This window comes from Fuscovulum ytuae, from assembly GCF_029953595.1.
Lineage (GTDB): Bacteria > Pseudomonadota > Alphaproteobacteria > Rhodobacterales > Rhodobacteraceae > Paragemmobacter > Paragemmobacter ytuae.
Genome location: NZ_CP124535.1, coordinates 1,510,189 through 1,524,429, shown reverse-complemented (window position 1 = coordinate 1,524,429; position 14,241 = coordinate 1,510,189). Strand labels below are relative to the sequence as shown.

The window sequence follows — 14,241 nt, the reverse complement described above, 5'->3', positions numbered from 1 at the left end:
GGCCTATTCCGGCTGGTCCGCCAGCCATGCCATGAGCGCAGGGCGCACGCTTTCCGCGCCCTCTGCTATGGCCCGGTCGATGACGGCGCGCGCCTCGGCAAGGTCTACCCGCCGCAGCAGCGCCTTGACCGGGCCGATAGAGGCAGGCCGCATTGACAGCGCCCGCAGCCCCAGCGCGGCGAAGGCCAGCGCCTCGACAGGACGGCCCGCATCCTCGCCACAGAAGGAAAGCGGCGTCCCCGTTTCGGCGCAACGGGCGATGATCTGGGAAAGGAAGTTCAGAAAAGATACGTTCAGCGTGTCATAGCGCCGGCGCACCCGTTCATTCTCGCGGTCGGCGGCGAAGAAGAACTGTTTCAGATCGTTGCCCCCGATCGAAACAAAATCCGTCAATTCGAAAAAGGCACGCGGCGCATAGGCAAGGCTGGGGGTTTCCAGCATGGCGCCGATCTCGACCCGCGCGGGGATCGTGTGGCCAAGCGCTTTTTCTCGCTCTAGCTCGTGCAGGACCTGACCGCGGGCGGTGGTGAACTCCGAAAGTTCGGTAATGAAGGGGAACATAACAGTCAGGGCGCGCCCCTTCGACGCCCGGATCAGCGCCTGCAACTGCATCCGCAAGACACCGGGCTTGTCCAACCCCACGCGGATCGCCCGCCACCCCATTGCAGGGTTCGGCTCATCCTGCGGCTTCATATACGGCAGCACCTTGTCCGACCCGATATCCAACGTGCGGAAGGCCACCCGCTTGCCATGCGCGGCATCCATCACGCGGGCATAAAGCGCGGCCAATTCGGCCCGTTGGGGCATCTTGTTGCGGACAAGGAATTGCAGTTCGGTGCGAAACAGGCCCACGCCTTCGGCACCCGATCCATCAAGGCTGGGCAGATCAGCCATCAGCCCGGCATTCATCATCAGCGTTGTGACGGTTCCGCATTTTGACTGCGCGGGCAGCCCCCGCAAGGACGCATAACGCTGCTGCGCGGCGGCCTGCATGGCGATCTTGTCGCGGAAGGCCCGCGCCACGGTTTCCTCTGGCCGCAGATGGACGATCCCTTGATCGCCATCGACCAAAATCTGGTCGCCGTTCAGCGCCTCGGTCACGATACGGTCGGCGTGGATGACAAGGGGAATAGCCAAGGCACGCGCCACGATGGCGGCATGCGACCCGACAGAGCCTTCCTCCAGCACGACGCCCTTTAACTTGCGCCCGTAATCCAAGAGTTCCGCAGGTCCGATATTCCGGGCCACAAGGATCGGGTTCTCCGGCATCGTCGCACCCGTATCCGCGCCTTGCCCGGTCAGGATGCGCAACAAACGGTTGGACAGGTCATCCAGATCGTGCAGACGTTCGCGCAAATAGGCATCCGGTACCTGTTCCAGCCGGGCGCGGGTGGCGGATTGCTCCTTCTCCACCGCAGCTTCGGCCGAAAGTCCCCGCGCGATGTCATCCTCCATCCGCTTCAGCCAACCGCGCGAATTGGCAAACATCCGATAGGCCTCAAGCACGGCCTTCTGATCCTTATCAAGGCTTTCCGCCGACAGAAGGTCATCGACCGACACGCGCAGCTTGCCCACCGCCTCGCGGATACGCTCGATCTCGGTCAAGGGATCGTCGGCCACGGGGTTCGTCACCACGACGCGCGGCTCGTGCAGCCAGACGCGCCCCTCCGCTGCGCCTTCCTGCCCGGTGCCGCCACGGATCATCACAGATTGCTTGTGCAGTGCCCGAAGACCGTCGCCGTCACCTGCAAAGACGCCAAGTTCGGTCATCTCGGCCAGAACCATGGCCACGACTTCCAGCGCGTAGATTTCATCTTCCGAAAACTCGCGCGCGGTGCGGGACTGGACGACCAGCACGCCCAGCTTTTCGCCCACCCTCTGGATCGGCACGCCCAGGAACGAGGAATAAATCTCCTCCCCCGTTTCCGGCATGTAGCGGAAGCCCTTTTCCTGTGGCGCATTGGCCGTGTTCACAGGCAGGCCCGAGCGGGCGACACGGCCGACAAGACCTTCGCCCAGCTTCATCCGTGTCTGGTGAACAGCCTCTGCCTTAAGCCCTTCGGTGGCACAAAGCTCCAGCGTATCGGCATCGCGGAAAAGGTAGATGGAACACACCTCGGTCCCCATCGAATCCGCGATCAGATGGGTGATGCGGTCCAGCCGATCCTGTCCGCCACCGGTGGTGGCGAGCGTATCGCGCAACCGGCGCAACAGCTTGCGGCTTTCGCTTTCGGTCCGTTCCGGCATGGTTTTTCTTGTCCCCGTCGGCGTCTTTAGACCACAGGTCCGGGGCCTGCGGAACCCCTGTCGTCAGGCGCAGGGCCTTGGTCATAAAGAAACCCTCTCCCAATGGGAGAGGGCAAATGTCTTCGACGAATTTTGCCGAAAAAAGCTCAGGCCTTTTCCAGTTCAAACGCGTCATGCAGCGCCTGCACCGCCAATTCCATGTATTTCCGGTCAATCAGGACAGAGATTTTGATCTCCGATGTCGAGATCACCTTGATATTGATCCCTTCGGCGGCCAGCGCGTTGAACATTTTGGCCGCAACCCCGGCATGGGACCGCATGCCGATCCCCACGACCGAAACCTTGGCCACGTCGGTATCGACGATTAACTCATCATAACCGATCTTGCCCGCAAGCTTGGCGTCTTCCATCGCCTTCTTGGCACGCTCGACCTGATTGATCGGGCAGGAAAAGGTCATATCCGTCACAGCGCCGGGATGGGCGTCGTCATAGTCCTTTTCGGAAATGTTCTGGACGATCATGTCCACATTCACCCCCGCATCGGCCAAGGGGCCGAAGATGGCCGAGGCGACGCCGGGGCGGTCCTCGATGGTAAAGAGGGTGATCTTGGCTTCTTCGCGCGAAAAGGCGATGCCAGAGACAACTTTCGATTCCATGATTTCCTCCTCGTCGCACACAAGGGTGCCGGACGTTTCGTCGGTATCTTCAAAAGAGGACAGGACGCGCAGCCGCACCTTGTAGCGCATGGCCAGTTCAACCGACCGGGTCTGCAGCACCTTGGCCCCAAGCGAGGCCAGTTCCAGCATTTCCTCAAAAGCGATCTTTTCCAGTTTGCGCGCCTTGGATGACACGCGTGGATCGGTGGTATAGACGCCATCCACATCGGTATAGATATCGCAGCGTTCCGCCCCAAAGGCTGCGGCAAAGGCCACAGCAGTGGTGTCGCTGCCGCCACGGCCAAGGGTGGTGATACGGCCCTCTGGGCTTACGCCCTGAAAGCCCGCCACCACAGCAACCTTGAAGCCTTCGGCGAATTTCGCATCGATATTGGCGCGCGGGATATCCACGAACCGGGCAGATCCATGCTGCGCCGTCGTCTGGATCGGTACCTGCCAGCCCTGCCAGGACCGAGCGGGAATGCCCATCTCTTGCAGACGCAGCGCCATCAACCCGGCGGTCACATTCTCGCCTGATGCGACGACGGCATCATATTCCCGGGCGTCATAGAGTTTGGAGGTGCCTTCGACGTAACCCACAAGCTTGTTGGTTTCGCCGGACATGGCGCTGACGATGACGATCACGTCATAGCCGCGTTCCACCTCTTTCTGAACCTTCTTCGCGGCATTCTCGATGCGCGCAAGATCGGCCACCGAGGTGCCCCCGAATTTCATCACGAGAAGCGGCATGCATCCCCCCCGCAAGGCCCGAATTCCGCGGGCGTCTTAGGGCAGGGCGGGGCAGGGCGCAAGGGCGGTTTTGGCGCGGCCTCAGCCGCGCCGCCCCCGCCGTTCGCGGCGCGGCGCGCCCGCATCATCGCCCGTGCCGTCCGAGGCCGAAGAGAAGCCACCCAAGGCTTCGCTGATCGTCTCCAACGTTGGGCGCGGGCCTTTCGGGCGGCTTTCCAATGCGGCACGCATGGCGCGCAGATGTTCGGGCATCGTGCCGCAGCATCCCCCGATGATCCGCACGCCTGCGTCACGGGCCAGAACTGCATATTCGGCCATCAATTCCGGCGTGCCATCGTAATGGATATGGCCATCGTGATACTTCGGAATGCCTGCATTCCCCTTGGCGATGATGGGCCGTTCCGTCCCGGTCGAGGCAAAGCCCAGAACCGTGCGCATCAGATCGGACGCCCCCACCCCGCAATTCGCGCCAAAGGCGATGGGCGGATTGGGCAGCTTTTCCACCAGTTCGGCCAGCGCCGAAGAGGTGACACCCATCATCGTCCGCCCGGCGGTATCAAAGCTCATGGTCCCGCACCAAGGCAGGCCTGCCAATTTCGCTGCCTCTGCCGCCGCGCGGTATTCTTCCGGGGCCGAGATCGTCTCGATCCACAGGACGTCAACGCCGCCCTCCTTCATCCCCTCCATCTGTTCATGGAAGATTTCGACCGCATCCTTGTGGGTCAGGGTGCCCATCGGCTCGAAAATCTCGCCCGTCGGGCCGACTGACCCGGCCACCACCACCTTGCGCCCAGAGGCATCGGCAATCTCGCGGCCGAGTTCGACGCCAACCCGGTTCAACTCGCGCACCCGGCCTTGGGCATTGTGCAGCTTCAGACGCGCCGCATTTCCGCCGAAAGTGTTGGTCAGAAAGATATCCGACCCTGCCTCGACCGCCCCGCGATAGAGTTGGCGGATATTTTGGGGCTCATCGACATTCCACAGTTCCGGGGGTTCGCCCGAAGACAGGCCCATGTTGAACAGGTTCGTCCCCGTCGCGCCATCGGCCATCAGCCAGTCGCGGGTAGAGAGAAGCTCGGTCAGCGCATCGGCCATGGGGCACCTTTCTGAAACGTTATGCCAATCGTCTGCCATGCGCGACGGCATGAGGCAATTCGATATTCCGCATGATGATCTTGAAGGCCACGTCAAGATCGCCACTGCGGATACCAAAAAGGCACCCCGCAGGGTGCCTTTTGATCCGTAGCATGGGCGCTCTCGCCCATCCTACCTCAAAGCTCGTCCATCAGCTGCTGCTTGGCCACGGGCAAAAGCTCGGCCATCTTGGCGCGCACGTCATCGGCGCTGGCCTTTCCGGCCAGATCGCCCGCGACCTTGCGCACCACATCCTCGATCCCGGCTTCCTCGAAATCGGCGCTCACCACGCTCATGGCATATTCCGCGGCGGCATCGCCGTCCTTGCCCAAAAGGCCCGCAGCCCAAAGCCCGACAAGCTTGTTGCGGCGGGCTTCGGCGCGGAACTGCATGTCGGCGTCATGGGCGAACTTTGCCTCGAAGGCGTTTTCGCGATCGTCGAAGGTGGTCATGTGGTGCCCCTTGATCCGGTGTTGGCTTATCCTTCATATGCCCGCAGGGCGCGTCCGCTGCAAGAGGATGGCGGCGCCCTGCGACGGTAAGCGCCCTGTCGGACGGCCTGCCGCCTTGCGGGATGCATCGGCTTGGACTATAGCCGCGAGAGCAGGCGGGGAACCCTCGGGGTTGCCCCGCCTTGTGCATTGACCGGAGCATTCATGGCACGTCGCAAGAAGGTTTACGAGGGCAAGGCGAAGATCCTTTACGAAGGGCCAGAGCCGGGCACTCTGATCCAGTATTTCAAGGATGACAGCGCCCCCAGCCCCGCCACCCCCGCGCCTGCGGCCGTGGAAGGCAAAGGCGTGCTGAACAACCGGCTGTCGGAATTCTTCATGACGGGTCTGAACGCCATCGGCGTGCCCACCCATTTTATCCGCCGTCTGAACATGCGCGAACAACTGGTGCGGATGGCCGAGATTATCCCGCTTGAAGTGGTGGTGCGGAACTTTGCCGCAGGCGAGCTTTCGGCCCGTCTCGGCATTCCCGAAGGCACGCCGCTGCCGCGCCCCATCGTGGAATATTACTACAAGGACGAACGCCTGGGCACGCCCATGGTCAGCGAAGAGCATATCTTCGCCTTCAACTGGGCCAGCCAGCAGGACCTTGATGATATCGTGGCGCTGTCCCTGCGGGTGAATGACTTCCTGTCGGGCGTGATGATGGGTGTGGGCATCCGGCTGGCCGATTTCCGCATCGAGGTGGGCCGCATCTGGGATGGCGACTACATGCGCCTGATCATCGCCGACGAAATCAGCCCCGACAGCTGCCGTCTGTGGGATCTGCGCGGGGCGGCAGAATCGATGGAACGCGATGGCGTCACCCGCGACCCCGGGCCACTGGCGGATGTCTATACGGAACTCGCCCGCAGGCTGGGCGTGCTGCCGTCGAATGTCACCCATCCGACGAAGCCGACGCTGATCAATTGACTGATGCCTTGCCCCCGCGGGGGCGGGGCGTTATGGCAGCGCCAATCCAACCTTGGCCGGGGAATGAAGATGAAAGCGCGCGTCACCGTCATGTTGAAGAATGGCGTCCTTGATCCGCAGGGTGAGGCCGTGCGCCACGCGCTGGGCACGCTGGGCTTTGCCGGGGTGGAAGGCGTGCGTCAGGGCAAGGTGATCGAGCTTGATCTGGCAGAGACGGACCGAAGCAAGGCCGAGGCGGATGTGAAGGCGATGTGCGAAAAGCTTCTCGCCAACACCGTGATCGAAAGCTACCGGGTCGAGATTCTCTGACATCCCGGTCTTTCTGCGACGGGCGGGTGTCGGCTTGGGCCTTGCCCGCTGCCGCGCCGGGTGCTTGGGTGGTGGCCCAAGAAGGACAGACCCATGCGCGCCGCCATCCTGAAAGCCTATCGCGAAGACCTTATCCTCGACGCCGTCCCCGATCCCGAATGCGAGGCGGACGGCGTCATCCTCAAGGTTCTTGCCTGCGGCATCTGCCGCAGCGATTGGCACGGCTGGGTTGGGGAACATCCCCGCGTGAAGCCGGGGGCCATTCCGGGTCACGAATATTGCGGCGAGGTGGTGGAGGCCGGACCGCTGTCCCGCTGGCAGGTTGGAGACCGGGTCATCGCACCCTTCATCCTAGCCTGTGGGCAATGCCCCGATTGCCAATCGGGACAGACCACGATCTGCCGGTCGCAGCGCGTGCCGGGTTTCGGTGAACCGGGGGCCTATGCAGAATACATCTCGGTGCCGCGCGCCCATAACCTTGCGCGCCTGCCAGAGGCGATCTCGCCGGTCCTCGCGGCGGGCCTTGGGTGCCGCGTGACGACCGCATGGCACGCCCTGACGGGGCGGGCCGATCTGAGGGCCGGCGAATGGCTGGCGGTGCATGGCACGGGCGGAATCGGGCTGTCTGCGCTGATCCTTGGCCGCGCCTTGGGGGCGCGGGTCGTGGTTGTGGATGTTGTGCCGGAAAAACTCTCCCATGCGCTGGCCTTAGGTGCCGAGGCCGCCTTCGACGCGCGCGCTGGCGACGTGGCTGCCCGGATCGTCGAGGCGACAGGGGGCGGTGCCCATGTCTCGATCGAGGCGCTGGGCATTGCTGCCACCGCCAATGCCAGCATCGATTGCCTACGCCCCTTGGGGCGGCATGTGCAGGTTGGACTGCCCACAGGCCATACCGCGCGGATGGAGATCCATATGAATGCGGTCTACATGAAGCAATTGGCCGTCTATGGCACGCGGGGCATGCCCGCTTGGCGTTATCCGTCGCTGCTGGACCTGATCACGCGGGGTGTGGTGGACATGTCCCCCCTGATTGCCCGCACGGTGCCCCTATCCGGCGCCAGCGCCGAATTGCGTGCATTCGACGCGCCAATGCCGCCGGGTGTCGCCGTGATCGACGATTTCATTCGCTGACGCTTTCGGCGAGAGGTGCAATTTTCTTCCCAAGGGGGCTACACACCGCCACAGAGCGATGCTAATAGCCCGCCACCAGGCCGCTGTAGCTCAGCTGGTAGAGCACGTCATTCGTAATGATGGGGTCGGGGGTTCGAGTCCCTTCAGCGGCACCATTCTTCTCAAGGAAATCAACGGTTTCCTCGGGTTGAACTTGAACTCACGACATATTCGCTACGCAAGGGCAGCCTGCCGTGGCTTTGCGACTCTACATAACGATTGACGATCTGACCCAAGATCGCAAATCGGGACGCGTCGGTTACAGTCGGCGTGTGCCAAGTGACCTGATCAAGTTGATCGGAAAGCGAAAATTCTCCACATCCCACGAAACCGACGAGCAACGGCGTGCCCTTGAACGGGTGTGCATAGGGAGGTGGAGGCCGAGTTCGATGGTGCAAGAGCAATAGATCCTGTGGATGCCTGCGATCGGTCAAAGGTGCAGACCCTAAGGAAGTACGATCTCTGCCGCCACAAGGCTTTCCCAAAACCTTTTATCTGCTACGAAAACGGTCGTTCACTGCCACTGGGTAATTATGGGCTGCCATCGTGGAGCTTGGCCATCTGGCAGGCTTCATCTGGATCATCTCAAGTCCCCAAAGGACCAAGGTCAGCGTGGCAGCTGACCCATCGCCCCTGTTCAACAAGAGCACCGGCAGAAAGCAGGCGTTCGGCCTTGTCCCCAAGACGGCCTTCATCCTCTGCCCAAGCGCAGGGCGTCCCGTCACATCAAGGGGGGCCAGCATCGCCGCTTGGCAATGCGAAAATCGGAACGAAGCTTGCCGGTGCAAGCGACCCTTCGGTTCCGATGGATTGCACATTGCCGGATGTGACAATCTCGATTCGTGGACCGGCATGTGCCACCGTCAACCTGCCCTCGATGGCCCGGACCGCCATTTCGACGGCGAGACGCCCCTGCACAACCGGAAAATCCGTTGGCGCGGCGAGGATTCGATCTCGCGTAATGCCGCGATAGACGGCGTGACTGAGATAGGTGGACACCACGCCGACATCCGCTGTCATGCCACGTGCGCGAAGGATCGAAACCGCGGCCTCGGCCATCGGACCGCTACCGATGAGGTAGTCAACCTGCTGCTGGGTATCCAGCACCTCCTCGACCAGAAGGACCTGCTGTTCAAGGCCGGTATCGCCGTATTTTGTTGTAACAAGGCGGGCCGAGGATTTGGCAAGTTCCGCGCGAAAGCCTTCCTCCACGAAAGGCACCCATCCCGCGCCAGCCGGACCGGGAAACCAAGCGACATTTACGCTTGCGCTGCCCGAAGGGTGCAGTCCCGCAATGAACCGGCCCGCGGCGGCGCCCATCTCGCGCCATGGAACGCTGGCTTTGGCGGTGATGCCGCGGTCTTCAATGTCGTTGACGGCGGCAATCACCGGCTTCAGGGCGGCGATCCGTTCCACTTCTGGGGTCAGACCGTCATAGGACACAGTCCCCAAAATCACAGCGTCGAAATCCTCATCTGCGCAAGCGGCCAGCTGTTCACGTTGACGTTCGAGATTTGGATATCCACCTGCTTCGAAAAGGTCGAAAGAGACACCCAGACGGCGGGCCTCTTCGACCATTCCATAATTCACACTTAACCAATAGGCGTCCTTCAGGTGCGGATAGAGGATGCAAAGCCGCCACGGCTCACTCGCGCGGTCAAGCGCGAGATATTCCACCGTCGTAAGGGGGCTGTCATCGTCAAACGGCCTGTCCGGCGCGACAAGTGGCCAGCGGTTTTCGGCCCATGCGGGGGCGGTTATTGCCAGCAACAGGCCGAGACAAAGGCGGATCAACGGTTTTTCCCCCCAGATGCGGATTCGATGCTAGCCTAACGGGGATGGCGGCGCTCTTGGGGTGAAAATTGCGAAAACCCGGCTTCAAGTCGAGTCTCGGTGGCAAGCTCTTGCTCGCAATTGCCGTGATTGCGAGCTTTCCTGCGACGACTGCCGTGCTGGGTTGGTTCGAATTGCAGGACGTCGCGCGGACACAGTCGCGCTTGGTGACCGAGGCTATTCCCGCCATTTCAGAGGTCCGTGCCGTGGCCGAAGGCACAAGCCGTGTCGTGGCCGTGGCCCCTGAACTTGCTGCAGTAAGCACCGAGGCACAAAGGGCAGAGCGGTCGGAATTCCTGATGGCGCAGGTTGATGCGCTGCGGTCTCGTCTGGCGCGTTATTCGACAGGATCGGAAGGCAATCCTTTGGAGGCCTTGGCGGCCGAACAGCAGGTCCGTGCGGCGATCCGTGGCCTAGAAAGGCTGGTAGGCCAAAGGATTTCTCTCATCGCAAGACGGGACGTTCAACTGCAGGACGGATTGGCCGCAGCGCGAGAGTTGACCGAAATTTCGGATACGCTGGTCGCGAATGCCGAGATGGGGACCGCTGCCGTTATCTCAAACCTCTACGAGATCGAGGCAGGCGAGTCGGGAGACCGGGAAGCGCGGCTGGAAGCTTTGGACAAGCTGATCGAGGTTGATCTGTTTCAGCTTGGGCTGATGACGGAAATGCGTGCCCATTCGGCCGAGATCGGCTTGCTCTTGAACCGCGTGGCAGCCGTGGCATCGCCGGATGAACTGGCCGCGCTGCGCGAGGAATTGAATGGGCGGCTGAAGGTGGTGACGCGCCGGATCGTGGCCGTGAACGATCCCCGCCGCGCGGATCGTGCGCTTGCACTGTTGCGAAGGTTGGGGACCGGCACACCCGCGCCACCGCAATCAGATGGCCTGTTCGAAACAGCAGGCGAAGTGCTTGACCTAGATCGCCGGATCGATGCCGCGCAGGGTGAACTGCGCGACGCGGCCGAAGCCTTGGAACAGGCTGCCTCGGAACTCGCCGATCAGATCGAAGCGCGGGCGGTCACGGCCGGGGCTTTGGCGGCCGAAGCGATTGCAGCGACACAGCGGCTTTATGCGTTGTCGTCCATCCTTGCACTCGCCCTGTCATTGGCGGTCTTTTGGTTTTACGTCCGCGGCAATGTCATCCGCCGCCTTGATCGGCTAAGCGCGGGGATGTTCAGCCTTGCCGAGGGCGAAGAGATCGCCCCAATCATCCCCAAGGGCCGCGACGAGATCGCGCGAATGGAAGGCGCAGTCGAGTTTTTTCGCCGTCAGTCGCTGGCCAATCGCGCCTTTGAGGAAGAGCGTGGACGCCATCTGATCGAATTGCAGGCCCACAGGAACGAACTGCAACGGCTTGTCGACGAGCGTACGGCCCAATTGCGCGGCGAGGTCGCAGCCCATGATGCGGCCCGCGCGCGGGCGGAACATGCCGACAGGGCCAAGACCGACTTTCTCGCCATGATGAGCCACGAGGTGCGAACGGCGATGAACGGCGTTCTGGGCATGTTGCGCGGCATAGGGCGAGGGCGCCTACAGGCGCGGCAAAAGGCGCAACTTGATGTCGCACTCGCGTCGGGCGAAAGCTTGATGGGCGTTCTCAACAGCATCCTTGATCATTCCAAGCTGGAAGGCGGGATGGTCGCCCTAGAGGAAGTGCCATTTCAGCTTTCGGCAGTTCTTAAGGATGTCGAATTGCTCATGGGACCGATCGCCGATGAAAAGGGCCTGCAACTTAAGGTGACGGGACCTGAGGGCGCGCAGCCTCATTTGCAAGGGGATGCCGGAAAACTACGCCAAATCCTCTTCAACCTCGTTTCTAACGCGCTGAAGTTTACCGACGAAGGGGGTGTTACCCTATCTGTCACCGAACTGGGCGGACTAGGGCGTTACCGTTTCAGCGTCTGCGACAGCGGCAAGGGCATCGCGCCCGAGGCCTTGGAGCGCATCTTCGCGCCATTCGAACAAGAGGATGCCGAAACGGCCCGTCATTTTGGCGGAACCGGCTTGGGCCTGTCCATCTCGCGCCGCTTGACTGATCTGATGGGTGGAAGCCTGACAGTCGAAAGCAAGCTGGGGCAGGGCGCAACCTTCCACCTTGATTTGGGTTTCTCGCCCATCGTCGCGCCCAAAGCAGCCGTGGCTACCGCGTCACTCGTTTCGCCCGCGCTGCGTCTTTTGGTTGTCGAAGATCACCCCGTAAATCAGACGGTGATCCAGAACTGCCTCGAAGAGATGGGTCATTCGGTAACCATCGCAGGCAGCGGTCAAGCGGCTTTGAATTTGGTCACGCAGGCCGATTTTGACGCGGTGCTGATGGATGTCAGCCTGCCAGACGTTTCAGGGATCGAAGTGACACGGCAACTGCGCGACGAAACGCAACTGCCCGTCATCGGAATATCTGCGCATGTTCAGCCGCGCGATATCGCCGCCTGCCGCGAGGCCGGGATGGTTGAGGTGCTGCCCAAACCGATCATCCCGGCCCGGTTGGCCGAGGCGCTTGGGCGGTATTGCGGCCGGGCAGGGATTGCCGCCTCGGTGTCGTCCACCTTGGCCGATCTGGGGCCAGACCGAACGCAGGCGCTGGTGTCCCTGATGCTGGACCGCATGGACTCAGAGGTTCCGGACCTGATGCAGGCCATATCGCAGGGGCGTCATGCGGATCGGGCGCGGATCGCCCATCAGTTGAAAGGGGCAATCGGTAATTTCGACATGCCGCAACTCGTGTCCCTGCTCGCAGCGGTTGAGGCGGGGGACAAAAGGGCCGAAGACGAACTGATCCCTGCCTTGAAACAAGCGCAGGCCGAATTGCACCGCAGCCTTGCCGCGCTTCAATCCCAAAGTTTCATGCCAGCGGCGCAGTGAAAACATAGCCCTCGCCATGCGAGGTGCCAAAGATGCGGGGGGTGCGGGGATCGTCCTTCAGCTTCGCCCGCAGCCGTTTGACCATGACGTCAACGGTCCTCGTATTCGTCCCATTCTGGCGATGCGTGATCGTGGCGAGGAGGCGGTCACGATCCATCACGATGCCGGGGTTCAAGACGAAGGCGCGCAGAAGTTCGTATTCGCCGCGCGTCAACGGGATCACATCACCCGCCGAGTCCGTCAGATGGCGCGACGCCGTGTCGAAGGTGAAACCCGCAAAATGCACAATGCGGCGGGCCATCTGACGCATGGCCGTGGTGCGCCGCAACAGGTTCTTGACCCGCGCCAGCAGTTCGCGCCTGTTGAATGGCTTGCAGACATAATCATCCGCCCCAAGTTCCAGCCCGACAATCCGATCCACGTCATCGGTCCGCCCTGACAGCAGGATAATCCCCACCTCGGATCGGGCACGTTGTTCGCGGGTGATTTCCAGCCCATCCTTGCCCGAAAGGTTGATGTCCACGATCAGAAGATCAGGGCTATCGCTGGCCAACACGCGTTCCGCCGCCTCGGCCCCGGCGCATTCCGTCACGCGATAGCTGAAGGACGCAAGATAACCCGCCAGCGCCGTCCGCGTGACGGGGTCGTCCTCAATCACAACGATATGGGCCGCCGCTGGGTTCATCCTGCCCTCCGATCTGCCCTTCCCCAAGAAACTGTTAACATCTTGTCACAACTTTCTCTAGCCTGTTCATCGTTATGGTCTGACATGTTCACAACTGCTCAATAACGTTTTCTGGCAGGAAAGTTTCCAGACTTTCCGCGACAAACGAGGGCCGAAAGCAGGCCCCATGCAACAGGGAACGGAAATGATGCATAGAAAAGCAGGAATGCTGCTGTCGGGTGCGCTTTGCGCATTCGTCGCGGGTGGTGCCTTCGCCGAGGATTCGTCGGACCCCATCGTTATCCCCACACATAACTGGTCCAGCCAGATCGTCATGAGCAACGCCGTCGGCCAGATTTTCGAGTCGATGGGCAATTCGGTTGAATATGTCTCGACCGACAGTCAGGCGGTTTACGAAGCAGTGCGCCTTGGTGATGCGACCTTGGAACTTGAGGTCTGGGAAGGGGCCTTCGGTGCATCCTTTACGGCGGCGGTCGAAAAGGGTGGCATTCATGATGTCGCCACCCATAACGCCGTAACGCGCGAGGACTGGTGGTATCCGACCTGGACAAAGGAAGCCTGCCCCGGTCTGCCCGACTGGCAGGCGCTGAACGAATGCGCGGCCCTGTTCGCCACGCCTGAAACGGGCGACAAAGGCCGTTTCCTCGGCGGTCCGGTGGACTGGCTGAAGCACGATCAGGAAAAGGTCGACGCGCTGGGCATGAACTTCGTCGTGGTGAATGCCGGGTCGGCCGCCGCGCTTTGGGCTGAAATCGCGGCTGCGGAAAAGGACAAGACACCCATCGTCGTCTTCAACTGGACCCCCAACTTCGCCGAAGCCGTCTGGCCGGGTGAATTCGTCGAGTTTCCGGCATGGGAAGCGGGCTGCGACAAGGACCCTGCGGTGGGCCTGCATCCCGACAAGACCTATGATTGCGGCAATCCCGCCAACGGCTATCTGAAGATCGCGGCTTGGGACGGGATGAAGGACAAGTGGCCAGGGGCCTATGCCACGCTTCAAAAGGTGAACTTCACCAACGCCCAGATCGCTGAAATGGCAAAACTCGTCGATGTCGACGGGATGGAGCCAGAGGATGCGGCCACAGCATGGCTGGAAGCGAACGAGGCTGTCTGGAAGCCCTGGACCCAATAATCAAACACCGCGTCTGCGGGTCATCCGACAGGTGACG

At 61.7% G+C, this 14,241-nt stretch carries 11 protein-coding genes and 1 tRNA gene; 6 read left to right on the top strand and 6 right to left on the bottom strand.

Going from position 1 to position 14,241, the window contains the following annotated elements; all coding sequences use genetic code 11:
* Positions 1-3: 3 nt before the first annotated feature.
* The 4 genes from ptsP to QF092_RS07290 form a co-directional block, all read right to left on the bottom strand.
* A complete protein-coding gene (ptsP, locus tag QF092_RS07305; protein ID WP_281469016.1) occupies positions 4-2,247 on the bottom strand; it encodes a phosphoenolpyruvate--protein phosphotransferase in 2,244 nt (747 codons plus the stop codon).
* A 146-nt stretch (positions 2,248-2,393) separates the two neighbouring features.
* The gene (locus QF092_RS07300) at positions 2,394-3,653 is read right to left on the bottom strand and encodes an aspartate kinase (protein WP_281469014.1); all 1,260 of its coding nucleotides are present in this window, start codon (positions 3,651-3,653) and stop codon (positions 2,394-2,396) included.
* 81 nt (positions 3,654-3,734) lie between these two features.
* On the bottom strand, positions 3,735-4,748 hold the full coding sequence (bmt, locus tag QF092_RS07295) for a betaine--homocysteine S-methyltransferase (RefSeq protein WP_281469012.1): 1,014 nt from the start codon (positions 4,746-4,748) through the stop codon (positions 3,735-3,737).
* Between the two features lie 176 nt (positions 4,749-4,924).
* On the bottom strand, positions 4,925-5,239 hold the full coding sequence (locus QF092_RS07290) for a DUF1476 domain-containing protein (protein ID WP_281469010.1): 315 nt from the start codon (positions 5,237-5,239) through the stop codon (positions 4,925-4,927).
* A 204-nt stretch (positions 5,240-5,443) separates the two neighbouring features.
* Here QF092_RS07290 and QF092_RS07285 point away from each other — a divergent pair, with 204 nt between their 5' ends.
* From QF092_RS07285 to QF092_RS07270, 4 genes are all read left to right on the top strand, one after another.
* Entirely contained in the window at positions 5,444-6,211 is a 768-nt protein-coding gene (locus tag QF092_RS07285; protein WP_281469008.1) for a phosphoribosylaminoimidazolesuccinocarboxamide synthase, read from the top strand.
* Positions 6,212-6,280: 69 nt separating this feature from the next.
* Positions 6,281-6,520 carry a phosphoribosylformylglycinamidine synthase subunit PurS gene (gene purS, locus QF092_RS07280; RefSeq protein WP_281469828.1) on the top strand — a complete coding sequence of 80 codons (240 nt, stop codon included), beginning with the start codon at positions 6,281-6,283 and terminating at the stop codon, positions 6,518-6,520.
* Between the two features lie 93 nt (positions 6,521-6,613).
* Entirely contained in the window at positions 6,614-7,651 is a 1,038-nt protein-coding gene (locus QF092_RS07275) for an alcohol dehydrogenase catalytic domain-containing protein (RefSeq protein WP_281469006.1), read from the top strand.
* 79 nt (positions 7,652-7,730) lie between these two features.
* A tRNA-Thr gene (locus QF092_RS07270) sits at positions 7,731-7,806 on the top strand.
* Positions 7,807-8,416: 610 nt separating this feature from the next.
* Here the strand turns inward: QF092_RS07270 and torT are convergent.
* The gene (gene torT / locus QF092_RS07265; protein WP_281469004.1) at positions 8,417-9,484 is read right to left on the bottom strand and encodes a TMAO reductase system periplasmic protein TorT; all 1,068 of its coding nucleotides are present in this window, start codon (positions 9,482-9,484) and stop codon (positions 8,417-8,419) included.
* A gap of 110 nt (positions 9,485-9,594) precedes the next feature.
* On the opposite strand from torT, the gene QF092_RS07260 reads away from it, so the two are divergent.
* Positions 9,595-12,387: an ATP-binding protein gene (locus QF092_RS07260; RefSeq protein WP_281469001.1), complete on the top strand. Its 2,793-nt coding sequence runs from the start codon at positions 9,595-9,597 to the stop codon at positions 12,385-12,387.
* On the opposite strand, the gene QF092_RS07255 is transcribed toward QF092_RS07260, so the two are convergent.
* A complete protein-coding gene (locus tag QF092_RS07255; protein WP_281468999.1) occupies positions 12,368-13,072 on the bottom strand; it encodes a response regulator in 705 nt (234 codons plus the stop codon). The two genes, QF092_RS07260 and QF092_RS07255, sit on opposite strands and share 20 nt — an antisense overlap.
* Positions 13,073-13,259: 187 nt before the next feature.
* Here QF092_RS07255 and QF092_RS07250 point away from each other — a divergent pair, with 187 nt between their 5' ends.
* The gene (locus QF092_RS07250; protein ID WP_420026534.1) at positions 13,260-14,204 is read left to right on the top strand and encodes an ABC transporter substrate-binding protein; all 945 of its coding nucleotides are present in this window, start codon (positions 13,260-13,262) and stop codon (positions 14,202-14,204) included.
* The last annotated feature ends 37 nt before the right edge of the window (positions 14,205-14,241 follow it).